The organism is Ruegeria sp. HKCCA5763, assembly GCF_013034545.1.
Lineage (GTDB): Bacteria > Pseudomonadota > Alphaproteobacteria > Rhodobacterales > Rhodobacteraceae > Ruegeria.
On the sequence record NZ_WQGF01000009.1, the window covers coordinates 200,556 to 226,363 of the forward strand.

Annotated in this window: 16 protein-coding genes and 2 pseudogenes; 8 read left to right on the forward strand and 10 right to left on the reverse strand. The window is 54.3% G+C overall.

Annotated features, from left to right (window positions below; all coding sequences use genetic code 11):
- Positions 1-1,037 precede the first annotated feature (1,037 nt).
- From GOV89_RS16320 to GOV89_RS16335, 4 genes and pseudogenes are all read left to right on the forward strand, one after another.
- Entirely contained in the window at positions 1,038-1,862 is an 825-nt protein-coding gene (locus tag GOV89_RS16320) for an endonuclease/exonuclease/phosphatase family protein (protein WP_171238640.1), read from the forward strand.
- 299 nt (positions 1,863-2,161) lie between these two features.
- Positions 2,162-2,505 (forward strand): annotated as a pseudogene (locus GOV89_RS22900) (transposase); the annotation flags it as partial.
- Positions 2,506-2,778: 273 nt separating this feature from the next.
- Positions 2,779-5,925: an adenylate/guanylate cyclase domain-containing protein gene (locus GOV89_RS16330; protein ID WP_171238641.1), complete on the forward strand. Its 3,147-nt coding sequence runs from the start codon at positions 2,779-2,781 to the stop codon at positions 5,923-5,925.
- Between the two features lie 108 nt (positions 5,926-6,033).
- Positions 6,034-6,969 (forward strand): hypothetical protein, encoded by a 936-nt coding sequence (locus GOV89_RS16335; RefSeq protein ID WP_171238642.1) that lies wholly within the window; start codon positions 6,034-6,036, stop codon positions 6,967-6,969.
- A gap of 713 nt (positions 6,970-7,682) precedes the next feature.
- Here GOV89_RS16335 and GOV89_RS16340 read toward each other — a convergent pair.
- Positions 7,683-9,110, reverse strand: coding sequence for a metallophosphoesterase (locus tag GOV89_RS16340; RefSeq protein WP_171238643.1), 1,428 nt, complete (start codon positions 9,108-9,110; stop codon positions 7,683-7,685).
- A 181-nt stretch (positions 9,111-9,291) separates the two neighbouring features.
- On the opposite strand from GOV89_RS16340, the gene GOV89_RS16345 reads away from it, so the two are divergent.
- Positions 9,292-12,381, forward strand: a complete 3,090-nt coding sequence (locus tag GOV89_RS16345) for an AAA family ATPase (RefSeq protein ID WP_171238644.1) — start codon at positions 9,292-9,294, stop codon at positions 12,379-12,381.
- Positions 12,382-12,405: 24 nt separating this feature from the next.
- Positions 12,406-13,149, forward strand: coding sequence for a nucleoside 2-deoxyribosyltransferase (locus GOV89_RS16350; protein WP_171238645.1), 744 nt, complete (start codon positions 12,406-12,408; stop codon positions 13,147-13,149).
- A 47-nt stretch (positions 13,150-13,196) separates the two neighbouring features.
- Here GOV89_RS16350 and GOV89_RS16355 read toward each other — a convergent pair whose 3' ends face one another.
- Genes GOV89_RS16355 through GOV89_RS16370 form a run of 4 tightly spaced genes read right to left on the reverse strand, consistent with a single transcriptional unit; the run spans position 13,197 to position 18,806 of the window.
- A complete protein-coding gene (locus GOV89_RS16355; protein ID WP_171238646.1) occupies positions 13,197-14,234 on the reverse strand; it encodes an ACP S-malonyltransferase in 1,038 nt (345 codons plus the stop codon).
- A complete protein-coding gene (locus GOV89_RS16360) occupies positions 14,231-16,420 on the reverse strand; it encodes an alpha-ketoacid dehydrogenase subunit alpha/beta (RefSeq protein ID WP_171238647.1) in 2,190 nt (729 codons plus the stop codon). Before GOV89_RS16360 ends, GOV89_RS16355 begins: the two co-directional genes overlap by 4 nt.
- 11 nt (positions 16,421-16,431) lie before the next feature.
- Positions 16,432-17,634 carry an acyl-CoA dehydrogenase gene (locus GOV89_RS16365; RefSeq protein WP_171238648.1) on the reverse strand — a complete coding sequence of 401 codons (1,203 nt, stop codon included), beginning with the start codon at positions 17,632-17,634 and terminating at the stop codon, positions 16,432-16,434.
- Positions 17,634-18,806, reverse strand: coding sequence for a pyridoxal phosphate-dependent aminotransferase (locus GOV89_RS16370; protein ID WP_254451540.1), 1,173 nt, complete (start codon positions 18,804-18,806; stop codon positions 17,634-17,636). The genes GOV89_RS16365 and GOV89_RS16370 overlap by 1 nt, the downstream gene beginning before the upstream one ends.
- An 89-nt stretch (positions 18,807-18,895) precedes the next feature.
- Here GOV89_RS16370 and GOV89_RS16375 point away from each other — a divergent pair, with 89 nt between their 5' ends.
- Positions 18,896-19,810, forward strand: a complete 915-nt coding sequence (locus GOV89_RS16375) for a LysR substrate-binding domain-containing protein (RefSeq protein ID WP_171175773.1) — start codon at positions 18,896-18,898, stop codon at positions 19,808-19,810.
- A gap of 96 nt (positions 19,811-19,906) precedes the next feature.
- Here GOV89_RS16375 and GOV89_RS16380 read toward each other — a convergent pair whose 3' ends face one another.
- From GOV89_RS16380 to GOV89_RS16390, 3 genes are all read right to left on the reverse strand, one after another.
- Positions 19,907-21,403 carry an aldehyde dehydrogenase family protein gene (locus GOV89_RS16380; protein WP_371732354.1) on the reverse strand — a complete coding sequence of 499 codons (1,497 nt, stop codon included), beginning with the start codon at positions 21,401-21,403 and terminating at the stop codon, positions 19,907-19,909.
- 18 nt (positions 21,404-21,421) lie between these two features.
- Complete coding sequence (locus GOV89_RS16385) at positions 21,422-22,528, reverse strand: saccharopine dehydrogenase family protein (RefSeq protein ID WP_171238650.1); 1,107 nt, start codon at positions 22,526-22,528, stop codon at positions 21,422-21,424.
- Between the two features lie 174 nt (positions 22,529-22,702).
- A complete protein-coding gene (locus tag GOV89_RS16390) occupies positions 22,703-23,572 on the reverse strand; it encodes a hypothetical protein (protein ID WP_171175767.1) in 870 nt (289 codons plus the stop codon).
- A 424-nt stretch (positions 23,573-23,996) separates the two neighbouring features.
- Here GOV89_RS16390 and GOV89_RS23100 point away from each other — a divergent pair.
- Positions 23,997-24,257, forward strand: a pseudogene (locus tag GOV89_RS23100) (Arm DNA-binding domain-containing protein); the annotation flags it as partial.
- Positions 24,258-24,598: 341 nt separating this feature from the next.
- Here the strand turns inward: GOV89_RS23100 and GOV89_RS16395 are convergent.
- Both GOV89_RS16395 and GOV89_RS16400 read right to left on the reverse strand, forming a co-directional pair.
- Positions 24,599-25,264, reverse strand: a complete 666-nt coding sequence (locus tag GOV89_RS16395; RefSeq protein ID WP_171238651.1) for a hypothetical protein — start codon at positions 25,262-25,264, stop codon at positions 24,599-24,601.
- A gap of 180 nt (positions 25,265-25,444) precedes the next feature.
- Positions 25,445-25,666, reverse strand: a complete 222-nt coding sequence (locus GOV89_RS16400; protein WP_171238652.1) for a hypothetical protein — start codon at positions 25,664-25,666, stop codon at positions 25,445-25,447.
- Positions 25,667-25,808 lie beyond the last annotated feature (142 nt).

The window sequence follows — 25,808 nt, forward strand, 5'->3', positions numbered from 1 at the left end:
GTCAACCTTAGGTGGCATGCGCTCGAATCCCCGAGTTTCTCGGTTGTAGAAAGCCTCGTCGATTACTTCTTTGATTTCCGTCAAAGGGTGGTCCGCTGCCTCTGGGTTTTCGTCTCGCAAGCCGGGTCGGACCCCTCGTTCCTGCCAGCAGTAGTTTCGACTTCGACAATGGTTTATGCTGTTTCTCACAGAACCCGCCTGGACCCAGCAGGATGCTCAATGCGATTCCAAAACGCGGAATCACATATATAAATCAAATACTTGAAATGATATGAGAATTTCATTGGGGGTAATTCAGGGGGTATTGAAGGAAACCAGATATGATTTTCGTGTTTAATTTTAAATTATTACCGTATTTTTCCGATTCCGCCCCCGGCACCATCTCAATGCTTTAACTCATTAACTTTAATTCAAAAAAAACCACTATTTACTTCATTCATCCACCCTAATGACCACCATTTATGTGTAGATAGTTTTGCGACAACGGAGCGATGCAACCCGAACTGCTTTGGGATGCATCTAAAAATTGGAGCCGCACCGTATCTTTTGGCCTCCTTGCGCAATTCGAAGTTCCAGTAGAGCGTTCACACTGTTTCGCGGCGTCTATTCTGTTCGCCAATACAAACGCCTTCGACAGCATAACATCAATAAATGCGAAACACTCTCTCTTAGATCAGAACACAATCTGTCCCAAAATACTTGATGACGGACACTCAGACTTTATTCAGGCAAACTACGAAAGGTTGTCAATTCGCACTAGGCGGCTTTGTCCGCACGGCGGCCCTTCTTCACAGCCAGTATCGAGCGATTTCAGCGAACTGCGGCTTTTGATGGGTCGCGCCTTAGCGTCAATACCAACTGTGCAACGGCCCTTACGGGCCGTTGGCTCTTGGAGGCGAGAATAGCCGAATGAATTAAATTGCCAATGCAATGCAGTGCGTGCTCTGTGTTGGGGTCTCTCTATCTTTGCTACCTCGTCCAGGCTATGGTTTCACTATTGGTATTATAGTTTCACCATTGGTATAAGGAGCACTTTCATGGCAAAGGCTTTTTCTGTTTTGACCTGGAACGTCGAGCATTTCGGGGCAACCGACAAAAAGAAGAAAACACCAAAGAAACCAATTCAACCAATCATTGATGAGATTGCGGCAGTCAATCCAGACATTGTGGCGATCATCGAGGTGCGCAGCAGCATCGTGGCCCAATACTTGATGAACTCGATGCCCAACCATTTCTTCTTCATAACCGAAGGTGAGCAGATGCAGGAGATTTTGGTCGGAATCCGGAAAACTCTTCCTGCGTTCGTTACACAGAAGAACGAGTTTCAGGCCGGACAAACAAGCCTACGCCCCGGATTGCTGGTTACACCGACGATAGATGGCGAGGCCTATCCAATTCTCTTCCTCCATGTGAAGTCAATGCCCGATCCGCGTGGGTTTGGCATTCGGAATTACATGATCGACAAGGCATTTGATTTCCGAAACGTCCTGAAGAAGGCGGCGGGTGGAAAGACCCCGAACTACATTTTTTTGGGGGATCTGAATACAATGGGCATGGAGTATTTTGGTTCAGACAAGGACATCAGCGGAGAGAGGGAGATAAAGGAGCTTGCCGCCGCTGCCAAGCGCAGGAACATGCAATTGCTGACAAAAAGCGAAGGCGCAACCTATTGGAGCGAGCGTTATGGTCCAAGTGATCTGGACCATGTCGTGGCGATGGATCATCTAAAATTCAAATCATTCGGCGGCGCAGATGTAAAGGTAAGCGGCTGGAATGACAAATCTAACAAGGCGCAGAGGAAGGCTTGGGTGAAGAAATTCTCGGATCACGCAATGCTATATCTGGAAGTTCAGAAGGTTTAACTCAAATTGGCACAGCTTGCCACGCTACCAGATCGGGCTAATCCATTACTACAGTCTGGTCTGGGTCTATTCTGTTCGTCTAAGCTTAGCTTTTTGTGCCTTGAGCGCCCCAATAAAACGACCTAACGGAGCCGTTTGATCTTGATGCACTGAGCTTGAAATAGTCATTCGACCATTTTGCTCAGATAGCGGCTGTGTCTCTTGATTAGAGAATTCACGCGCGCCAGATTTTTCTCTGGAGGTGAATGTCGGCAAATCGGGTTGTGGCCGCAACACCTAAACGTCTCGCTCAACGTCGGCTTACCGATCTATTCATCTTGCGTGGTACCCCTGCCTTTACCCGGTCGGATAAAGGGTCTGAATTCTTTGTACAAGCCGTTCGGAACCCTATCGCCTCTGATACCGCGAAGATCGCCTAAATCGCGCCAAGTTAACACTGGAAAAGCGGATATTGCGAAAACTTCAACGGTAGAATGAGGGACGAACTTCTCAACGGTGAGAAGTCTACAGCTTGCGCGAGGCTCAAATTCTGATCGAACAGCGGAGGAAACACTACAATACGATGAGACCGCGAAGTGCACTGGGCTATCGCCCGCCAGCGCCCGAAACCTTCATCTGGGTGGAGCTGAGGCCAATCATATAAGAATAATCAAATTGGAGCAGTCAGACCGGGTTGCTCAAGGGGTCGTGTAAAACAACATCTGGTCTCTAAATGCTATTGCCGAAGTGAACAAATACCTCGTAGCTCAGTTCGTTTCCATTCGGCCGTTTGACGATCAAATGGAAGGTCAATCCTCAAAGAGTTAATATTGATCGTTTTGACAAGTCCGTCGGCTTGATGCAGAATTTTGCGACGCGTTAATATCTACACATTCAATACCTTCTTTTCGATGTGCTGTTGGTTGGGGGATAGGCTGTGAGTGATCTAAAAGCCTGGTTGGCCTCCGTAAAAATGGAAAGATACCTCGCAACTTTTGAGGAAAACTCTGTTGACCTCGATGTTGTTGCCTTATTGACTGACGAAGACCTAGCCCGTCTCAATATCCCCTTAGGCGACAGAAAACGCCTAATACGAGCCGCACAATTGTTGGGGGAAAACTCGACCGTTGCGTCAATTCATGCCCAAGAACCAGCTGTCAAAAGCATCCACGAGGGATCGACCACCTCTGAAAGGCTGATTGGTGAACTGCGTCAGATGACAATAATGTTTGTCGACCTAGTGAATTCGACCGGTCTAGTGCAGGAGCTTGGTGTTGAGGCTTACCGAGATATTTTAAAGGAGTTCCAGCAGTGTAGCACCGAGGCCATTCATGACAACTTTGGGTTTTTTGCCCAACTTGTTGGTGACGGGATAGTTTCATATTTTGGTTTTCCAAACGCAAAGGAAGATGATGCTGAGCGAGCCGCGTTAAGTGCCTTGCAGATAATGGAGAAAATTCGACTTTGGGATATGAAGGTACCGCAGAAGTTATCTGCACGTATCGGTATCGCTACGGGTGATGTAGTTGTCGCAGACCTGGATCATACCAGTCAATCCATGGACAACATCGCATTAGGAGATATTCCCAACTTGGCTGCTCGACTTCAGACAGTCGCGACACCTGGACAAATTGCGATTTCTGAACGCACGCAGCAACTGTTGGGAAGCAATTTCAAATGCAAGGCGATTGGTAATCACCAATTGAAGGGGTTCGTTGATCCCGTTAAAGTTTGGCTGGTTGAAGGAGCCAAAAACACCGAACTCCGCTTTGACAAGCGCAAACGTGGCGATCTGACACCTCTGATTGGGCGCAAGTCGGAACTAGACCTAATACGCGGTCGTTGGGTGATGTCCTGCCAGCGCGAAGGACAGGCGGTCTTTCTTTCCGGAGAAGCCGGAATAGGAAAATCGCGACTTGCGGAAGAAACTCTTAAACACTTGGCTTTAGCGAATGGGCGACGCCTAGTGTTTCAATGTTCGCCTTACCATCAAAACAGCCCGTTTTATCCGGTCAAGTCACACCTTGATTATGTTATCGGCCTTGAAGATGGGGACACTCAGGAAACGAAACTGAGGAAACTACAATCATTTGTGGCTTCAGGCGAGCAATACACGAAGGAGTTTCTTGCACCGCTTTCAGAGCTTCTGTCGATCGAAGGCGTTGGAAAAATTGATTTTTCGTCGCCCGAAGGAACCAAATCTAGAATAACGAACGCTTTGCTGCGATATGTTGAGAAGATGGCCGAGCAAAGCCCTGTCCTTATCCTTTTTGAGGATCTGCATTGGGTGGACCCATCATCAGAAGAACTGCTGAGCAATTTGATCGACCGATTGGACGAATTACGCGTGATGGTACTCGGCACTTATCGACCTGAGTATGTTCCGCGTTGGCATGGCAATTCCAAGGTCACTACTCTTTCATTGTCACGATTGAGTAACAATGAGACGCGCCATCTTGTGGAGGTGCTACTAAATTCAAGCGATATACGTCGTACCGTTGAAGCGACCATCGCAAAGCGATCAGAAGGTGTTCCCCTGTTCGTCGAAGAACTGGTTAACATGTTTCAGCGTGTTGGTTTGGACGGTGTAAAAGACGCTCCGCTAAACGACGATTCAGAATTTCCAACGACTTTGAAAGATTTGTTTCGTGCCCGGCTTGATCACCTCAAGGTGGCACCTGACACAATTTCAGTTTGCGCTGCATTGGGGCGAAGTTTCTCGTTGCAACTAGTGGCGGCAATGGCTGGTCGAGATGTTTCTGAAATAGAACACGAACTTAACACGCTTGTTCGTGCGCAGATACTGGTCATGAAATCAGGCAGGGGAGAAGATAGTTTCTCGTTTCGACACGCGCTAATACGCGACACTGCTTACGATGCCATACTACCTCAGAAGGCCAAGCAACTACACCATCGTATTGCAAACGTAATGACGCGGGATTTCCCCAATTACTGCGATCGCAACCCGGAGATCCTTGCCCTTCATTTTAAAGAAGCCGAAAACCATGCGGCAGCTCGGGATCAGTGGAAGCTGGCAGCTCAAGTAAGTTTGCAGAAATTCGCTAGCCAAGAAGCAGTCGCGCACCTTTCAGCTGCTCTTGAAGCGCATAATAGTCTGGACTGGGATGCTGGGTCGGATGAGATTGAAATCGAACTGCGACAGAACCTATATTTGGCGCTCGAAATGCGTGGTTGGGGATCTCCTGATATTGGCGTGAACCTCGACCGTTTGATCCAACTCAAAGAGAAGGTCGGAGATAAAGAGGCCGTTTTCACTAACCTCAATCAACTCGCAGGGGACAATCTCATTGCCGGACGGCCAGACGTCGCGTTCGAGCATTGTGAACGCATGGCGCTTGTCATAGAAACCGAAACGTCATCGGCTATGCATACCCTTTGTCACCATTATAAGGGGATGGCGCTTGTTCTGTTGGGTGAATTTGACCGAGCGATTTCTCATTTTGATCTCGCCTTGAAATTTCACAAACAATCAGACCCCGAGGATCTGCACCGTTACTATCCGGCAAACTCAGCCGTCGTTGACACCGTGATGCGGTGTTGGGCCATCGCGCTGAAGGAATTGAAGCTCGAAGCAATTCAAGATGAGCTTGAGGCCGCGATTGCACTCACTAACGCGCAAACAAGCGAGTTTACCAGATGTTATGCACTTAGCATCATCGCAACGATCTATTGTACTGTAAACGACCCCGAGCGATCCCGTGAATTTGCCTCCGAAGCACATCGAACGAGCGAAAAGATCGAGTTCCAGTATTGGGAAGCGTGGTCAAGCATCATTCTTGGTTGGGCAGAAGCCAAATGCGGAAGCGCAGATGGCGGCATCGAAAGGATACGGTCGGGTCTAGAGAGATACAAAGCTACCGGGTCGGGTCAGATCGTAGCATTTTCTCACACATTGCTTGCCTCAGCATGCCTTTGCAAAGGCGAAGTAGAAGAGGCTGCCAGTCAGATCGCTAAAGCAAAGAAACTCTTAGAGGATTCCCCGATAAGATTTCACGATCTTCTGACGGACAAAATCGTTAGAGAAGTCGAAATTCAATTCGGTTCGCCAGGATCGAATAGCTGACCCAAATTACGGCTTATGATAGTACCAAGATTCATTTTTGCAAAATCACTGAGTTTTTGAAGCACTTTGTGGTATGTATATAACTTACTGTTTTGTCTGGAGGCGATTATGCGAAAGTACTTGTTGGGGACAGTATTGGCGACATCCATGGGTTTTGTTCTGACTGGCTGTACACAAGGGCCAATTAACTCGGAAACAGGAGAAATCTTTAATGTACAAAGCATCCCAGATCTAAAATTTGTAGCTGGAGGATCTAACGGTAACCGTAACGATCCTCCAAAAAAAATAGCAGATCTGGATGAGCAAGAGTTCGTAAATGTATTGCATGTACTTGCGCCGGATCAGTGCGAAAGAAATGGTTCATTGAACGCTTGTATTCAAAGACTAAAGAATGACACCAAGAAGTTTGGAAGTTTGTCGGGAATTACAGGTCAATCTTTGGTTCGAGTTGCAGAAGCGGGCAGGAAAGCAAACGGGAAAACGGAGGTCTTTGTTAAAGGCCAAATCCTAGAAAAATGCGCTCATGACCCGGCTTTGCAGGGCTACCATTACGAGAATGGCAACTTACGACTTTGCGTTCTAATGGTAACCGAAATCCCCAAAGCTAAGAACAAAAACAATAAGTTCCGTTATCAGTATTTCCACGTTGAAGCATCAAGCGCTCGCGTCGAAAAAAGAAACAACAACGATCCCAACAACATTTTTCCGGCCGCGGCTAATGCAACGGGTTTGAAAATCAAAGATTCGCCGGACAATCAAAACTTGAATTATAAGTTGTATGCAAATGGGCGAAACATTCGCGTTGTAAACTACTGGGAGGCGAATGCTAAAAGCAAAAATAGCAATCCAGCATGGAAGATGTACACCAGCGCTACTGCGGGAATGCCACCGCGCATCGCTGCGTACTTTAAGGTGGACCCTGACGCGTGTGTTGACATGCTGTTTCCCACAACCCCACCACCGACACTACAACCCGGAGCCGCTGCTGGCGTTCATTACTGTTTAGGACGCTGCAAAAATCCACCAATCGTGAACACAAAATAAGTCGGCAACATTCTGCGGCGGACGAGCATCCCTTTGCAGGCTCCCGCCGCAAATAGTGCTTGCTTCGTCAGGATCAATTCTTGAGCGGGCGAGGCTATTTCTGTTGTTCTGCTGGCTCGGTCTCGGACTGACCAGTAGGATGATGGGATCATCATCATCCGGACAGCGGCGCGCATCGTTCAGCCAGAGAAGCGGGTCGCAGACTACAAGCAGTTCGGGTGCAGGTCTGAAAAGATTTGCCTCAATAAGTGTGGACTGGCGCCGGAAGGTATCGAGACGGCGTAGATCGCGATCCATGTCGAGGACAAAGCAAACGTCTGCCTGATCAAGCGCCAACCCAGCCCACGCGAAGCCAACCGGGGCTCGTTACCAAATTATCTGCCACTTATCGAGAATCCGCACTCCTAGCTCAACCAATCACTGTCCGACTTGAAACGGGTCAATATCAGCCGCCTCATGCCCTGGAGCTGCACCGCAGAAGTGTGATCGGCGCACCGCTTTCTCTTGAAACCCAGTTTCCATAAGCTCTACACAACGTGACGCAGTTTTTTGTAACTTCTTAAAATCAAGTATGAAACTTGATCGAAAATTCTCGAGGCGGTGGTTCGCTTCCGCCCCGGCACCTTTTTTGGCTGAACTTTTAAGTGCTTTCTAGATGGTCATTTCGGCCTTGGGCTGCACGGCTTCGTGATGCTCAATTGATCATAGGCCCATTAACCCTGTCCTGTACTGTCTTTGCCTTTAAGGAAATCGGCTAAGCGCGCGTTGTGCTGTTTTACGGCTACGGCTGCGGCCTTGGAGAAATCCGACCAGGGCCATTTCTGGGAGTCAACGGATTTGGACAGTTGCGCAAATAGCGGGTTATCCGCTTCGTCCTGGTTCTCGGCGATTTGGACCGAGACGCGATAGTCCGATGTGTCGTGGCCCTCGTTATACATGCGCAACGAGGCGAGATTGGCGTCCTCGTCAATCAACACGATTGCGCCTCCGATAAGCGGTTTGACTTCGGGGCTGTCGACAACCCAGCCGCCGCTGTTGTAGGCGGCGAAACTTGGCACAAAAAAATGTTCCAACGGCATGATCGATTCAAAAGGTTTGTGTGTGTGGCCAAATACAAGAGAAATTTGTGAAGGAACGCTCGGGCCGAACTCTGATTTTATTTGCTCTTGAACAGGGAGCTGCATGAACCGTTTGACGCCGGCTCCGTCGTCGCTGAGCAATGTATCAGTCTGCCCACGTTCAAAATAATCTGTGACCAGCGCGCTGACCATCTCGCCGACGCCGTTGGCAAGTGTCTTCCCGCTCGCGCCGCCCTTTTTAAGAACCAGATTTCGGGCAGCACTACCCAGCAGTGATCCAATCGCTTTGGGGCTGTTTTCAGTATTATAGACGTTTTCTTCGTCGACCCCGATGTGCCCAGATCGGCCCAGAACCGACCAGACGAAATCGATCCAGGCAAAGTTCTGCGCCTCCCATGCCTCCATCGTCTCGGGCGGAGTAGTCTTTGGGTACAGAAGATCTGCGAACTCACTGACCATCAGATAGGCGTCTTCGATGAAGTGCCCATGGCTGACCACGATCAGCCTGTTCCCGGACGTGATGGCGAAGTTTGGATAAACGGTTTTGATCCGGGTTTCTGAAAGCCAGGGAAGGCTGTGTGTGATTGCATTCACGAAATAGCTTGGCACCCCTTGCGGGTCGCGCATCGGAGTGATGTGCGGTGGGCGGGGCAGGGGATTGCTCCAATCGGCGGAACTCAAAGACTCTGCATATTGGCGTTCTCGACAGGTTTCCCACAGGTGATGGTCGTGATTGCCGGGAATGAACACAATCTCGGGGTCGAAAAGCCGGGCGGCCGGGTCTTCCGGCATGGTCAGTTCAAGAAAGTGCCGAAACGCCATTGCAGCGACATTTTCGGTGCTGAAGGCCAGATCAAGAATGTCGCCATTCAGAATAAGCGTTGGCAGTCGGTCGCGTGAGTTTTCGTTGATCAGGTGCCTCAGGCAGTTCGCCAGGTGGATCAGAACATCGCTTGGGTGCATCGGGTCTACTTGCCCGTTGGTTGCGTCCAGACGGGTTAAAATACTGTTATCCGCCCCGAAATGCATATCCGAAAGACAGACATATCTGATGTCGCCCATAATCCACCCAATATATATGTTTTAATAACGTTTTGTTGCCTCGTGCTCGTCTTGAACACGAGGGCTGACTATTTCTGAGAGGTATCACAAAACTTGACCTAGTGACACCTTTGCGTGTTTGTTTGAACAATAGCTTGCTTTTAACTAGACTGTTTTTTCATTTTTGCGCGCAGGTGACCTTATGGCAAAGACCTCCGCTGGTACTCATAAAGACTCTGGACTCAGCGGTGAGAGGCGGCGGCTTGTTCTTGCTTTTGTCGATGTTGTGGGCTCTACCGAGCTAAGCACCAAGATGGATTCCGAAGATTTCGCCGATCTTATGTTGGCGTTTCAAAAGTTCGGAAGTGCGGCATTCGAAAAATTCGGTGGAAAAATCGCGCATTATCTGGGTGATGGGCTTCTTGTTTATTTCGGGTACCCACAAGCGCAGGAAAATGACGCAGAACGGGCCGTGCGCGCGGCTTTTGAGATGCTGGAGGGGTTGGGCCAAGTCGGTCAGTCCCGGCTTAAGGCGCCGCTGCAAGCGCGTGTCGGTATCCATGCCGGGCCAGTGGTCGTCGGTCAAAGTAGCGAAGGTCTGGGTGACATTCTATTGGGTGAGACCGTGAATGTTGCTGCGCGTATTCAATCAGCAGCATCGCCGGGCACGATCTTCACCAGTGAATCCGCACTGCAATTGCTGAAAGGAAAGTTCGCTTCAAGACCCCAGCCACCGGTTCAGCTGAAGGGGATTGCAGACAAAGTAGTTCTTCATCAATTGCGCCGATCCGCGGCGGCAAAGCGATCTGCGGTGCGGCAAATGAATGCTCTGGTGGGTCGAAGCGAGGAGCTGTCCGCGCTGACCTCAGAATTTGGGGCGGTTCTTAATGGCTCTAGGTCCAGTGTGAGCATCGTTGCTGAGCCCGGATTGGGAAAAAGTTCGTTGATCGACAGGTTTCGGGCCGGTCTTAATGAAACGCCGCATACCTGGCTTGAGGCCAGGTGTGATGTATTGCAGACCGGCGCGGCCCTGCATCCGTTCATCGAATTGGCGTTGAAAAGTCTGGGGATTGCAGATCCACAGGAAACTGAGGACGCCGCGTCCCGGTTGCAAGACGGTTTGGCAGCTTGGGACGATAGGCCGGACAATGCGTTTCCCGTCATTGCCAACCTTCTGGGTATCCATGTGCCGGAATCCTCAGAGCTGGCGAACAAGAGCCCAGAAAGTCTGCGCAAGCTGACGTTGGAAACCTTGGTGCGCTGGATCGAGTTTCTGTCTAATCAGCGCCCTGTCGTTTTGGTTTGCGAAGATTTGCATTGGAGCGATGCGACGACGATCGACTTGCTGAACTTGATGTTGGAGAGGGATACGCCTGCGAAGGTCCTGTGCGTCGTCACTTCGCGACATGCCAAAGACGGGGTGGCAAAGAAACTGCTAGGCCGCGTTATCGAACTGGCGACGCTGGAAGACACTGAGGCGCGTGAGCTCATTCGCGTGATCGATGACGCTCAGCGTCTCAGCGCCGAAGACATACAGCAACTGATTGATCGGGCGCAGGGTGTGCCGTTGTTTCTGGAAGAACTGACGCGACAAGCGCTGCGTGATGAGGCCGGGCGTCATTCCCTCATACCGACATCACTTGACGGTCTTGTCATGCAACAGCTTGACCGTCTGTCGGGCAACGCGAAAGGTACCGCTCAGGTGGCTTCTGTTCTGGGGCAGGTGTTTGATCGGACGCTTCTGGCAGCGGTCTCGGAACTCGACGCCGATGGATTGGATGCGGCGCTTGACCAGCTACTGGAGGCTGATCTTATCCGGCGGCATGAAGGTCAACCAGACAGCTATTTCTTCCGCCACGCCCTGACCCGCGATGGGGCTTACAGCACTTTGCTGCGTCAGCGTCGCAAGGCGCTTCATGCAGTAACGGCAGATCAGTTGACGACCCAGTTCAGCCGGCAAGGAGGCATGGCTCCGTCTGTGGTGGCCTACCATTTGCTTGAGTCCGAGCAGTTCAACCCAGCTGCGGAGTGGTTCAAAAAAGCAGGTCGAAGCGCAGCAAAACAGGCTGCGGTCGAGGACGCCGCAACCCTGTACAGGCGCGCGCTAGAAGCGTTGGAAGGCGCACCGGAATCGCCCGAGCGCCACGTCTCTGAGCTGTCGCTACAGATATTGCTGGGTAACGCTTTGATGGGAGTGCGCGGGTTTGGATCAGATGAAATCGTTCCGGTATGGGAACGTGCGCTGAGCATAGCAGAAACGCTAAAGGACTATGATGAGCGGTCCTCGGCACTGAATGGGTTGGCCGCCTATTGGATTGGGAAGGGCGACTGCGGCAAAGCCTGTGACTTTGCGCTTCAGATATTGTCGTGGTCAGAACCTGCCAATCATCGCATTGGGTTGCTTCGGGCCCATTCTTCACTGGCAAATGCGAAGTTTCAGATCGGTGATGTACAAGACGCGCTGGACCATGCGGAAACGGCGGTCGCGCTGTATCAACCCGAAGATTTTGCAAATGTGACCTACGGTGTCGGTACCGATCAGGGTGTTGTGGCCTATGGGGCTGCTGCGGCCTCGCATTGGTGGTTAGGGGCGGCGCAAACCGGTCTCAGACGGGCATGTCAGGGGGTTGCCCTTGCCGAAGGGCTTGAATCCGCCCTCAGCCTTGCCGCCGCACGCTCTTATCTGGCGCTCATTCATCATTACCGAGGGGATGAGGCGTTGGCTTATGAGGTCGCGGACGAAACAGTTATGTTCTGCGCCAATCTTGGGATACCGTTTTGGCAAGGGTTATGCCTGCTACTGCGCGCGGGTCAAAAGGTTGATCCGCCTGCACAACGCCTGCAAGACATCGAAGCGGGGCTTGGCATCCTGTCCGGCAGCGGCAGTCAGTCTGCTGTGGGTCTGGGCTTTGCCATTATGGCCAGCGCGCATACGGATCAGGGCAACCCCGAAATAGCGCTGGGCGTGTTGCAAACAGGCAGCCAGATGTCGGCGATGTTGGGTCAGCATTTCTGGGACGCTGAACTGAAACGTCTGTTGGGTGTGGTGCAGGCAACGATGGGTGACCGCACCGCAGCGGTCGAAAGCCTGTCCGAAGCTGTGGACCTGGCACGCGGCAACAATGCCCGCTCGTTGGAGTTGCGGGCTTTGCTGACGCTGGATGACGTACTCGGAACCGAGGATCGGACCACCCGAAATCGGTTGGCGACTGTTCTCAAGGCACTCGAGCCCGGCACAGACACTCCGGATGCGCAAAGGGCATCCCGCGTTTTTACTGCCGTTAATACCTGAAGTTTATTTGTGGAGCTTTTTCAAATGTCAGAACAGATCGTTTATTGCTCGGGGCCGATGTTCAGCGTCGGGGATCTTTGGGAGCAGCAGAACATTGCCGCCGTGCTTGAGGCCGGTGGGTTCACAACCTATCTGCCGCAGAGGGACGGGCTTGAAGTTGGCAAGCTGATGGCTTTGCTTCTTGATCCCCAGATTTCATCGCAAGAAGGGCAAATCGCGCTCTCGATCGTGCGCAAAGTCACTTATTCGCTGGATATCTATCAGTTGATCGGTCGGTGTACATGTTTGGTTTTCAACATGGATGGGCGTGTGCCTGACGGGGGCAGTCTGGTTGAATCCTCTATTGCCTATGCGGCCGGCAAACCGATCGTGATCTACAAAACCACACCGATCACAATGCTGGCCGGGACCGACAATCCCATGATCGAGGGGCTGTCCACCAGTTGGACCTATGTCCATGACACAGTCGACATCGTTCCGGCCCTGCAGGCCCGTATCGCGGCGCAATCCGATGCGGACTATGTGTATACCCCGCCACCGGTTGTTGGCCTTGTGCTTGAGGTCGGGGCAAGCGTCGCGGACAAAAACTCAAAACTGCGACAAATCCTGGCGGCCATCTCTGCTGCGCCAACAGGACCTGACGCGCTGAAAGAGGCCAAGGCGCTGCTGGAATGGGCCAAGACGGACAAAGCCTTTCAGGCGGCGTTTGGGTCCGGCCAAACAAGCTTTCTGGGGTCTGACGGTCAGCACAAACTCGTCAACCTGTAGCGGTATTTCCCGCCAGCCAAAGGCAGAAACCAAAAAAGAGGGCAAGGCTAGGTGACTTGTGCTCTTTGATCATCCATCCCCATTGAAACCAGAAATGGTGCGGTGCGTTGTACGCTTTGGAAGGCGGCCTTGTCACCCAGCCCGTCCCAATTGCTGAGGATTAGGGATTGCGCCACAGCCCCGCCCAACGTGGTGCCGGGGCCGGTGACGATGAACAGATCCGGCGCGAACTCTCGAGCGGCCTGCGCAATCGCATGGGTAAAGTCGTAGGTTTCCGTGACCTGATGACCCAATGTGTAGTCCCACAGCGCGTGCGTGTCACAAGCTCCGGGCCACCAGATATGGCCGCGCCCGTCGATCATCGGAAGACCGGGTTGGTGGAAAAGATCTACACCCAGTCGCGCGCGCCCCTGTGCGGCGACGGGGGCTTGAAGGTGTGAATGAAAGCCCGCATGGTTGGCGAGGCGCAAAGGGAAGCGCTCCTGCACCACCGGTACGGCTTGTTCGAACGCAGCAAGCCCGGCTTCATCCCCGGCCAGAACCAACATTCCTCCCAGATCAATCGACAGAGTCAGCGTTGCGCTCGTGCCGTCGATCCGGTCGATCAGAGCCATCAGCTCGGCCTTGCGGGCTGGATCCGGGTGCCAATCCGCGTTCAGAAATGGATAAACCAGTTGCCCGCCAATCATGTTGTCCTGCATCAGCGTGCCCATTGTGTTGACAACCTCGAACCCACCTTCGGCGGTTAGCGCATCCGCGCAGGCCAGGGCCGAATACCAACCCATCGAGTTACCCGTCACCGCCACCACGTCGATCTTGTTGCGGTCAATGGCACGGAAATCGCCCAGCGTCGCAGCATAGATCAGGGCCGAGGCGTTATCGCCGCGCGTATGTTTCGCAACTGAATACCGCGCTGCACCGTCCAACTCAGTCAGAGTTTCCTGTCCCTGTGCGCTGCGCATCTGGTCGAACCGCGCCAACAAAGCCTTGTCCGAGAATTGCCGCCCCAACACCCCCAGTTCGGGTTTGTTATACGTGCCCCGACCGGGGCATATGACAACGGCGGTCTGTTTTTCTTGGCTCATACCTCGGTCTCCATCAGGCGCCGCGCTGCAGCCTCGATGCTGTCTTTTGACGGCATTGTGGCGGCATAGGCCGGGCCGGTTGCGATGAAGCTGTCTTCGGCCGTGATGCGGGCCAATGGCACATTTGCGGTTTCATGAAAATGCGCCATCAGGCCCTCGGCCACACCGCCGTGGTGTCGGGTTTCGTCAACGATCAGGATACGTTTGGCCCCGGCTACGGCTTGGGTCAGCGCATCCTTCGGCAGTGGCGACAGCCACCTCAGGTCGATGATCCGGGTTTTGATTCCATCCGCCTGCAACGCCTTTTGCGCTTGGTGGCTGAGATAGACGCCATTGCCAAAAGTCACGATGGCCAGATCGTCCCCGTCACCTTCTACGCCGACCTCCCCTAACTCTATGCGCTCGGAAGGGGCGGGATAGGTTTGCATCCACCCACCATCGCCCGCTTCATGCAGATCGCGCATCGGATAGAGCGCGATGGGCTCAAGGAAGACAACGAGCCGTTGTTCTTCGCGCGCCAGTCGGACACATTCCCGCAGCATCCGCGCGGCATCTGCACCATTTGACGGGCAGGCCAGGATCAGGCCCGGAATGTCGCGCAAAACGGCGACCGAGTTATCGTTATGGAAATGCCCGCCAAAGCCTTTCTGGTATCCCAGCCCGGCGATGCGCACGACCATCGGGTTGGTGTATTGCCCGTTCGAGAAGAAGGAAAGGGTGGCCGCCTCGCCACGCAGTTGGTCTTCGGCATTGTGCAGATAGGCTAGGAATTGGATTTCCGGCATCGGAACAAAGCCATTTTGTGCCATGCCGATGGCCAGACCCAGGATCGATTGTTCGTCCAGCAAAGTGTCGATCATCCGATCAGGGCCAAAGCGCGCCTGCAATTTTTGCGTCACACCATAGACGCCGCCTTTGCGTCCGACGTCTTCGCCCATCATCACGATCTCATCGTGTTCGAGCATCAGGTCGGTTAGGGTCCAATTGATCAGGCGCGACATGATCTGAGGCTCGGATTGCGCCTTTAGATCGCTGCCGAAGATTTCGGCTCTGTGCTCTGGGCTTGGGCCATTGGTCGGTGCACAGGGGCGCGCAGGTGGGATCAGGCTGGCCATCACGTCACTTGCTGTTTTCAAGCGCGGGCGGGTTACGGCTTTGTCTGCGACACGGGCGACACGTGCGCAGGTATCGGTATAGATGCCCAAGGCGTCCTCGGGCTGCATAGCCCCGGATTGTTCCAGCAGTCGGGCAGAATGCAGCAGGGGATCGTTGGCCTCTTCTGCCTCGACTTCCGACTTCGGCAGATAGGTTGTCGGCATGTCCGCCCCGGCATGACCGTAAAGGCGCACCGTGCGTACATGCAGGAAGGCGGGTTTGCGGCGGCGGCGCACGTAGTCGGCCGCCTCTTGCGCGACTCGGAATGTGTCGAACAGATCAAGCCCGTTGCAGCTGAAGTATTTCAGCCCCGGCCGATTTTGGAAGGTCGCTGCGATCCAACCCTGCGGTGTTTTGGTCGAAATACCAATACCATTGTCTTCACAACAAAACAGCAATGGCAGAGGCACAGATTGGTAAGACGTCCATTGCGCGGTGTTGAACGCCCCTTGCGAGGTTGAATGGTTGGCCGAGGCATCGCCAAAGGAACAATAGACAATCGCATCATCCGGCATGTCAGCATGTTCCGGGCGGTGGCGGCGAGCCGCGCCAATGGCATATGCCGCGCCCACCGCTTTGGGTAGGTGGCTGGCAATGGTTGAGGTCTGCGGCGGAATGCACAGTGCCTTGGACCCCAATACTTTATGCCGCCCACCGCTGATCGGGTCTTCAGAAGACGAAGCAAAAGACAGTAGAATATCCCAGGTTGGGCTTTGCCCCGGCACCTGATCAGAGCGGGCTATCTGAAAGGCGGCATCGCGATAATGCAGAAAGGCGGGATCGGTCGGGCGCAGGGCGGCGGCGACAGCTGCCATGCCTTCGTGGCCGGACGACCCAATGGTATAAAACCCCTGACCGGCTTTCTGCATCGCGCGGCTTTGCCGATCCAGCGCCCGGCTGAGGCATTGTGCACGATACAGCCGCACGGCTTCGGCCTGGGTCAAAGGGCCAGCAGGGGCGTCACCTGAAGGGAAATCCCGCGCCGCCACGCGACGCAGGAAGTTTTCGTGCACAATGGCTGCGCGATCCATGTTGACTGTCCTTAGGCGAAGGCTTGCAGGCCCGTTTGCGCGCGCCCCAAAATCAGCGCGTGTACGTCGTGTGTGCCTTCATAGGTGTTCACCGTTTCCAGATTCACCATGTGCCGGATAACGTGAAAATCCTGACTGATACCGTTGCCGCCATGCATGTCACGGGCGTGGCGCGCGATCTCAAGTGCTTTACCGCAATTGTTGCGCTTGATCAGGCTGATCATTTCGGGCGCGGCGCGGGCTTCGTCCATCAGGCGACCCACGCGAAGGGCGGCCTGCAGGCCAAGGGCAATCTCGGTCTGCATGTTGGCAAGTTTCAATTGAAACAACTGGGTTTGCGCCAAAGGTCGCCCGAATTGCTTGCGATCCATCCCGTATTGATGGGCGGCGTGCCAGCAAGCTTCGGCCGCACCCATGGTGCCCCAAGCAATCCCATACCGCGCGCGGTTCAGACAGCCGAACGGACCTTTGAGGCCCTCGACATTGGGCAACAGTGCGTCTTCTGCGACCTCAACATTGTTCATCACGATCTCACCAGTGATCGAGGCGCGCAGCGACAGTTTGCCTTCGATCTTGGGCGCGGACAGCCCGGCCATGCCCTTGTCCAGAACAAAGCCTTTGATCTTGCCGTCATGTGCCTCGGACTTGGCCCAGACCACAAACACATCCGCAATCGGCGCGTTCGAGATCCACATTTTCGAACCATTCAACACATACCCGCCTTCGGTTTTTTTGGCGACGGTCTTCATCCCGCCAGGGTCTGAACCTGCGTCGGGTTCGGTCAGGCCAAAACAGCCAATGAACTCACCACTGGCCAGTTTCGGTAGGTATTTCTGACGCTGCTCGTCGGTGCCGTAGGCATAGATCGGATACATCACCAGGCTGGACTGGACCGACATCATCGAGCGGTAACCGCTGTCGACACGCTCAACTTCACGCGCCACAAGGCCATAAGTCACATAGCTGGACCCGATGCCGCCGAACTCCTCGGGGATGGTGGTCCCCAGTAGGCCCATCTCACCCATTTCCCGGAATATGCCAGGGTCGGTTTCTTCTTTGGCAAAGGCTTCGGTCACGCGTGGCAGCAGTTTGTCCTGCGCATAGGCACGCGCGGCATCACGCACCATGCGTTCGTCTTCGGCCAGTTGGTCTTCCAGCAGGAACGGGTCTTCCCAGGTGAAGGGGCCAAGCTGCGGACGGGATTGTGGTTTCATCAGAGTTTCCTTTCTACAGCCGATTTAAGGCGTTCAAGGCCAGCTGCTATTGTATCTTGGGCGTAAGCGAAGCTCAGGCGGAAATGTCCGGGCAAGCCAAATGAACGACCGGGGACAAGGGCGACACCGGCTTCTTCCAGCACCCAGCCGCAAAAGTCCGCATCATTCTTGAAGGGTCCGCCGTGATCTGCAAGCAATTCCGCGCAAGAGGGGAAGGCATAAAAGGCCCCATCAGGCGCGTCACAACGCAGCCCAGGAACCGCGTTCAGCCCGGCAACCACAAGATCACGGCGTTGGGCGAACAGGTCGCGGCGTTCTTCCAGCAACTTCGGATCACAAGTGATAGCCGCCAAAGAGGCCCACTGCGAAATCGAACACGCGCCCGAGGTCACCTGACCTTGCACCGCCGCCATCGCCTTGATCAGTTCGGCGGGTCCAATCCCCCAACCGATGCGCCAACCGGTCATGGACCAGGCCTTGGCCACGCCATTGACGACCAACATGCGCCCGACAAGTTCTGGTGCGGCTTCGGCTACCGAGGTGAACGGAACAAAGCTGAGGCGTTGATAAATCTCATCCGCCAGAACCCAGACATGCGGGTGCTGCGCCAAAACGGTAGCCAAGCTGGCGATCTCATCCTTCGTGTAGATGGCCCCGGACGGGTTCGACGGTGTGTTGAGCATCAGCCAGCGGGTACGGGGCGTGATCGCGGCCTCAAGCTGTTCGGGCAGCAGCTTGAAGCCCTGTTCCATCGGGCAAGGCAGGACAATCGGCGTTCCTCCCGCCATGCGAACAATATCGGAATAGCTGGTCCAATAGGGCGCGGGCATGATCACCTCGTCGCCGGGGTTCAGACTTGCCAACATAGCGTTGGCAATCACTTGTTTTGCCCCGGTCGATACGATGACTTGCGCCATCTCGACCCTTGCCTGACGAGCGATCTCGGTGCGCAGGTCGGGAATACCCGCTGTCGGCGGGTATTTTGTCTTACCGTCTTGCGCTGCGGCGTGGGCCGCCTCGACCACATGTGGCGGCGTGGGCAAATCCGGCTCACCCGTTGACAGCGCCACAATATCGCGGCCATCCGCGCGCAAACGGGCAGCAGCCTCGGAAATCTGCACGATCTCAGAGAGTTCGATCCCGTTTAGCCGCTCTGCACGTTGGAACAACATGTCATTTCCTTTGAAATTCAGCATGAAACTAATGCCTAAATTACTTGAGAAAAACACCTCAATAGGTATCTTTTCTGTGACTAAAGCTCATGGATGTCATGCCCAGGATCAACGCTCTTCCGTCTCTTGCCCTGATGCGCAGTTTTGAAGCCGCAGCGCGTCACGAAAGCTATACCATGGCGGCAGAGGAACTGGGCGTTACGCAGGGCGCGGTCAGTCGTCAGGTGCGCGAGTTGGAGGCGGCAATAGGTGTTACGCTGTTTCGCCGCGTTGGGCGGGCCGTTCGGCTGTCAAAAGCAGGGCGCGCTTTGCGCGAGGAACTGGCCGGCGATCTTGAACGACTGAGCGGTACAATCAACCGTGCCATTGCCGCTGGGGACGGCGCCACCCTTTTAACCATGGCAGTGTTGCCCACCTTCGCGACGCGATGGCTGGTGCCCCGCCTGGCCGATTTCAAAGCGTCACATCCAGAGATCGTACTGGACCTTCACTCCTATACGACGCCGTTTAGTTTGGAAGAGCGGCGCGTGGACGTTGCCATCCACTTTGGCCATGATGACTGGCCGGGTGCCGCGCTGCGCAAGCTGTTCCCGGAGCATCTGGTGGTCACGGCTGCGCCTGCACTGGTGGGCAGCGCTGGGCTTGACGAAAAACAAGATGTGTTCGATCTGCCGCTATTGCATCTCACCTCACGGTCCGAGCAATGGTCAGACTATCATGACAGCCTGGGATTGGGTGCGCGCGCTGTGTTTCCGGGGATGCGCTTTGATCAGTTTTCGATGCTGATCGAGGGGGCCGTTGCCGGGTTGGGGGCTGCGATCCTGCCGTCTTATCTGATCGAGGCCGAGTTGGCCTCGGGAGCCCTAGTCGAGATTGGTCAGGTCGCGAATGTGTCAGGCAGCGCGTATTACGTGGCTTTCCCAACCGGGCAAAAAAACGAAGCTGTTCAGGTCTTTTCGGATTGGTTGATAAAGCAGTCAAAGCACCGGCGATCAGCTGGCTAGCTGAATGGATCAAAATGGCCGCGCCGGGGTCTTCCTACCCGATGCGGCCAGTTCTTGTTTGCTTGAGAGGCTACTCTTTTACGAACAGCGCGGGCCTTAGATGTCGAACTTTACACCCTGCGCAAGCGGCAGTTCCGCTGAGTAGTTCACGGTATTCGTTTGACGGCGCATATACGCTTTCCACGCGTCCGAACCGCTTTCACGTCCGCCCCCGGTTTCCTTTTCACCGCCAAATGCCCCGCCGATTTCGGCCCCTGATGGCCCGATATTGACGTTGGCGATGCCGCAATCGGATCCGGCCGCGGTCAGGAACTGCTCGGCCTCGCGCATATTCAGGGTGAACACGCAAGAAGACAGCCCCTGCGGCACATCGTTTTGCAGTTCGATGGCCTCGTTGAAATCCTCATAGCCCAAGACATAAAGAATAGGCGCAAATGTTTCGGTCTTCACAGTATCGGACTGCCCGGGCATCTCGACGATCGCAGGTTCCATATAGACACCGCCGGGGACACCTTCGGTCACACAGTTGCCGCCGAACACCTTACCACCTTCGGCCTCTGCCGCCTTCAGCGCAGCTGTCATGGCTGCGCCCGAGGCTTCATCCACCAAAGGCCCAACCAGCGTGCCTTCGGCCATCGGGTCGCCGATGGGCAAACCAGAATAAGCTTTCTTTAGGCGGGCCACCAATTCGTCCTTGATCGAGTTGTGAACGATCAGGCGGCGTAAGGTTGTGCAGCGCTGACCTGCGGTGCCAACTGCCGAAAACACAATGGCGCGCACGGCCATTTCCAGATCTGCCGAGGGGCCAACGATCATCGCGTTGTTACCACCCAGTTCCAGAATGCACTTGCCAAAGCGCGCCGCGACGATGGGCGCCACCGCACGACCCATACGCGTCGAACCGGTTGCCGAGATTACGGGTACATCTTCGCTTGAAACCAGAGCCTCGCCCAAAGCCGCGCCACCGATCACGGTCTGCAACAGACCGTCAGGGGCATCGCCAAAACGGGCCAGAGCACGTTCAAAGATCTTCTGGCACGCCATTGCAGTCAGCGGTGTCTTCTCGGACGGTTTCCAGATCACCGGATCGCCACAGACAATCGCCAGCGCCGCGTTCCACGACCAGACCGCAACCGGAAAGTTGAAGGCCGAGATCACACCTACCGGCCCGGCAGGATGCCAGGTTTCCATCATCCTGTGCCCCGGACGCTCGGATGCGATGGTCAGTCCGTAAAGCTGCCGCGACAGGCCAACGGCAAAATCGCAGATGTCGATCATCTCTTGCACTTCGCCCAAACCTTCGGAGGTGATCTTACCAGCCTCCCAGCTCACAAGCGCGCCAAGATCGTCTTTGGCAGCGCGCAGTTCTTCACCCAGCAGCCGGATCAACTCGCCCCGCTGCGGTGCGGGCACCACGCGCCAGGCTTTGAACGCAGCTTGCGACCGGGCGATGATCGATTTCATCTCAGCGGCGGGCGTTTCATGCACGTCGGCCAATACACGACCATCTATCGGAGACGTCACCTGCAAGGTGCCGCCGGTCAATTCAGCCACAGTCAGGTCCAGTTTCGAAAGTGTGGTTTCTGCAGTCATTACAACGTCTTTCATGTCTCAGGCCGCTTTGTTTTGAGGGGTTGCATCACCAGCGCGATAGAGCGCGCCAAATTCAGTCTTCAGGAAGTCGGGCAGCTTCACCTGCTCTTGCCGGACAAAGCCTTTCGAAGGCAGCGCACCCGTGCGCATCAGGTCGACAACGCCCAGAACGCCTGCGGCTGTCGTGACCTGAATAGCGCTCCAGGTCTGGCCGCTGATGTCACGGGCAAAGCTTTTGTTGATCAGTGATTTTTCACGCAGCGCGCCGTCGATCATGCCCTTGGCTGTGCAGTAGACCAGAACAACGTCCTGATCTGTACGGGGCAGGGCGGATTCGAAAATCTCTTTCAGCAAATCGCGGCGACGTTCCAGGCCCAGATCATGCAGCAGCAGTTTCAGAATGTCACAATGGCCCGGGTAACGGATCGACCGATACGAGACTGACCGCGCCTTGCCTTCAAGCGTTTCGGGCAATGTACCCAGCCCGCCCGAAGTGTTGAAACATTCGTATTCCACGCCGTCATGCCCCAGAACCTCGTAGTCTTCCAGCGGCGCGGTTTTGACCCGTTGGCCGTTCACGATGGCATCGCAGGGGTTGCAATACTCGTTGATCAGCCCGTCAGTTGACCAGGTCAGATTGTATTTTAACGCGTTGGTTGGATAGAGCGGCAGCGCACCGACCCGCATATGCAGGCTGTCGATTTCGTCAAATTCGGCGGCCAGAGAAGCGCCCGCGATACCAACAAAGCCCGGCGCCAACCCGCATTGCGGCATGAATGCTGTCTGGCTGCCCTCGGCCAAGGCGCGCACAGCGTTCGTGGCGGCCACATCCTCGGTCAGATCAAAGTAATGCGCGCCTGCCTTTTGAGCCGCCTCAGCAATCTTTGGTGTCAAAAAGAAGGGAGCCGCCGAGATTACGGCATCAAAGCCCTTAAGACTTGCGGCCAGACTATGTGTGTCGCTGGCGTCGACTTGCTTGGTGGGCACACCAAGCTTTGCAACTTCTGCCAGTGATTTGAGGTCGTGATCCGCAACAGACACGGTGTAATTTGGCGATGCTTTCAGTAGGGTCGCGATCATCTGCCCGATTTTGCCTGCGCCTACGATACACACATTCCAGGACATTACTGTCTTAGCCTCCCAATTTATGCCTCACTTAACGATGGTTCGAAGGCTGTTCGGGTGGCAGGGTGAAATGTGACGAAACGTACAGGTATTCTGTCGTTATGACGGATAATTCGGAGTTATGACGGATCAGAGACGGGCATCTGGGGTGCTGCCTGAAACGGAGATCGAAGGCTAAAACACGCGAATATCTGACATGGTGCGGATGGCGGCCATGTCCTGCGCGTAAAGCTCTGTAAACGCGTCAAATATGTCCGTGTTCCACCCAGGCAAATCCAACTCTTCTTCAACCAGCTCGGGGCGCGCTTGATCCTCGAGGACTTGCGCCAATTCTTCGCGTTGGCCTTGTATATCCAAGGGTGTGCGCCGCCCAAGGATCTCCTGCACTTGTCCTTGTCCTGCGTCGGTCAAGAGCGACGTCAAAAAGGAGTACTCATCGGGAAGGGGTGTCTCGCTGGGCAGCCCTGTCATAGCCCGGACAATATCACCCCAGATCAGAGGTAGATTTTCGTTTTCCCATACGGTCAGTTTAAACTGAGGCGCAAGTTCGCGCAGGTCTTCAATCATGCTGAGCCAACTGAGACAACTGAGGTCAGTGCTGGCCAGAATATCCCGCCGATGGTCTTCGTGAATGGACATCAGTGTTTTGGGAATGAAAATTCCAGGGTTCACCAGCCCGACAAACAGCTCTAGCTGCGCACCTTCCAAGAGGGTTTCAGTAAATGCCGTCCGCCTTCCCGCAAAAGGATAAATCTGACCATGTTGCAGCGCAGTCCGTCGAGGCCCAAAGAACTTGTCGCTCGACAGAACTACACGCTCCAGGTTGACGTCTTGTGGAAAAAGAGGGGCCAGACTGTCCCGCGTTTCGTCGATCGATGTGCCCTGGGTCAGCGCGTCCGACATGATCTTGACGAATTGTCGGGACATCCGCGGGCCCATCGGAGCAGTCTTCATCTCTGCCAGCATCTGTCTGTTTGCAACAAGCGACGACAAAATGTGGCCTTCATCGGTAAAGGCTGCACCGGCATGAATGATTACCTGCATGTCGACTTCCGTACCCTCACATACAATACCCAACCTCGCACATGTCCTTCGCTGTACCAGACGTATGTGGGGTTTCTGCCTGAGTGGTTTTTGCACTTTCTCAGGAAAACCGACAATACCTTAGTTCAAGCTGAAAATGAGGCTTGCAGTCCCCCGCCAGAGGAAGTAATCGACTGCCAGTGCCCCTATAGCTCAGCTGGTAGAGCAACTGATTTGTAAGAAATTGCCTCTACAAATCGATGTGGTCGGATATGCCCCCATTCGTAGCTATTTTCTATATACATTACAAGGGTTTTGGTCGATTTTGAGCGGGGTTGCTGCTCACCCTTCCGGCAAGTGGTTGACCACTCTAAGTGGCATATCATTAGCTAAACATTAGATGAAAATAGACAAACACCGAGCGGCGACATAGAAAGGAAAAGCTATGTCAAGAACCGCTAAGAAGCCGCTGACCGCGCGGCTCATCGACACCGCCAAAGTGCCGCAAGGTAAGAGCGCTGTAGTTCTGTGGGATGCGTCAGTACCTGGCCTCGGCGTCAGGAAGAGCACCAGCAGCACCCGTTTTCTCATGCGTCTGCTGACGGACGGTAAGCAAAAGACTCAGACGATCGGCTTGTACCCGCAGATGGGTCTGGCTGATGCAAGGGCCTACGTCAGCGCTGCAAAGGACAGGCGCGAACGTGGCGAAAACATTAACGTCAAGCCGGAAGCGCCGACAGGACCTGTCAAATTGCAGGACGGGTTCGATCTCTGGTGGGAACAGCACGCAGAACCGAACTTGAAACGGCCCGACCAAATCAAGCTCCATTGGAAACGGGACCTGTCTGAAACCGCTCAGGGGACGGTTTTGAAGGACATGACCCGTGGGACGGTGGTTACCATGGTCGACGACCTTAAGCGGCGTAAAACACCTTCGACGGCGGCGGCTGGGGCGCGTCTGCTCAGTTCGGTGATCGGTTGGCTCGCAGATCGGGAATTTTGCCAGCCCGTCGCTTATCGGTTGAAGATAAAAGCGAGCGCGGTCCGTCAGCGTGTGTTGAGTGTCGATGAGATCGAGCAAGTGTTGAGCGCTGCTGCTGACATGGGGCTGAGGCCGGGCGCAGTCGTTAAGCTGGGCTTTTCGAAGATCAGGCCGTCTGCCAGCTTACGAAGTCGGTTTTTGACATAGACCTCTGTCACCTGAACCCATCGGCCTTTCTGATACATCATCCAGCGCTGTTCGCGCGCCCAGATCAGTGGCGGGAATAACCTGTCAGCCTCCTTTGCCAACCCGTAACTCGCATCGCCCATAATTACGTTTTCTTCGGGCCAGTGTTTATCGAACAGCGCGCGCAGCGTTTTGCGGTGCTTCTTAATCACGACCATGCCCATTTTGGCCTTGGCTTTGTATTGCGGCAGGTTTGAGTCAAACGCAATGTCCCCAATCAGCGCTGACTCAATCAACACGCGCTGGGTATTTTCCGGCACTCCTTTAAGTACCTCCTGAAAAGCGGGATGAACGATAAGCGTCTGGATTTGCCATTCTAATGGGTGGCGTAAAAAGGAGGTGCGGTCTTTTCCGCCAACGTCAAGATCAATTAGCCCTTGGTGATGGTCGTCCTTTTCAACCTCATCTCTGTCTTCTATGACAAATACCTGCTCCAAGTCGATTGCGTCAGCGCTATTGTGTTTCTTATCGTCATTAGCGGCCATGAAAGGTCCTCCAGATTAAAAGGTGAGGTTTCCTTTCTGGTGGGGCTTTCGGTCATATTGGTACTTCCTCTAATTGCCAATGTTAGAGGATCTGGCGTAATATACCCCTGCAAGTGTGGAGTCATTTTCACCAAATCCTGAACCCCCAGCGCTCGATGTTCCGGCGTTGGGGGTTTTCTATTATGAGGCTTTGGCAGGGACTTCAGTCGCGGCCAGATATTCGTACCACTCGCGCTTGCTGATGAGCTTCGTCTTGTAGCCCAGCCGCCAATAGCGCAGTTTGCGCAGCCGGACAGCTTCGCGTGCAAAGGTGATCATTTCGGGGTCGGGGCCTGCTACGCTTTCGAGTTTGCCCACGTCTTCGGGCAGCGGCAGTTCGGTCGTCGTCATATCGTTGGCCATAAGAAGCCTCCTAGTAAAGGTTTGCCTGACCCGCCCAGCCTCAGCGCTGAACGGGCTATGTCCGGCCCGCCGGAGCGGAACAGACAGACTCGGTTTCCTTTCTAGGTGTCAGCGCTCGGTGTACCTCGGACCCCACTCACTG

Coding starts and splice junctions, on each gene's coding strand:
- GOV89_RS16395 (WP_171238651.1), bottom strand. CDS start 25,264: ATGGCCGCTAATGACGATAAGAAACACAATAGCGCTGACGCAATCGAC.
- GOV89_RS16335 (WP_171238642.1), top strand. CDS start 6,034: ATGCGAAAGTACTTGTTGGGGACAGTATTGGCGACATCCATGGGTTTT.
- GOV89_RS16390 (WP_171175767.1), bottom strand. CDS start 23,572: ATGCAGGTAATCATTCATGCCGGTGCAGCCTTTACCGATGAAGGCCAC.
- GOV89_RS16350 (WP_171238645.1), top strand. CDS start 12,406: ATGTCAGAACAGATCGTTTATTGCTCGGGGCCGATGTTCAGCGTCGGG.
- GOV89_RS16385 (WP_171238650.1), bottom strand. CDS start 22,528: ATGTCCTGGAATGTGTGTATCGTAGGCGCAGGCAAAATCGGGCAGATG.
- GOV89_RS16340 (WP_171238643.1), bottom strand. CDS start 9,110: ATGGGCGACATCAGATATGTCTGTCTTTCGGATATGCATTTCGGGGCG.
- GOV89_RS16345 (WP_171238644.1), top strand. CDS start 9,292: ATGGCAAAGACCTCCGCTGGTACTCATAAAGACTCTGGACTCAGCGGT.
- GOV89_RS16380 (WP_371732354.1), bottom strand. CDS start 21,403: ATGACTGCAGAAACCACACTTTCGAAACTGGACCTGACTGTGGCTGAA.
- GOV89_RS16320 (WP_171238640.1), top strand. CDS start 1,038: ATGGCAAAGGCTTTTTCTGTTTTGACCTGGAACGTCGAGCATTTCGGG.
- GOV89_RS16360 (WP_171238647.1), bottom strand. CDS start 16,420: ATGGATCGCGCAGCCATTGTGCACGAAAACTTCCTGCGTCGCGTGGCG.
- GOV89_RS16355 (WP_171238646.1), bottom strand. CDS start 14,234: ATGAGCCAAGAAAAACAGACCGCCGTTGTCATATGCCCCGGTCGGGGC.
- GOV89_RS16400 (WP_171238652.1), bottom strand. CDS start 25,666: ATGGCCAACGATATGACGACGACCGAACTGCCGCTGCCCGAAGACGTG.
- GOV89_RS16375 (WP_171175773.1), top strand. CDS start 18,896: ATGGATGTCATGCCCAGGATCAACGCTCTTCCGTCTCTTGCCCTGATG.
- GOV89_RS16365 (WP_171238648.1), bottom strand. CDS start 17,634: ATGAAACCACAATCCCGTCCGCAGCTTGGCCCCTTCACCTGGGAAGAC.
- GOV89_RS16370 (WP_254451540.1), bottom strand. CDS start 18,806: ATGTTGTTCCAACGTGCAGAGCGGCTAAACGGGATCGAACTCTCTGAG.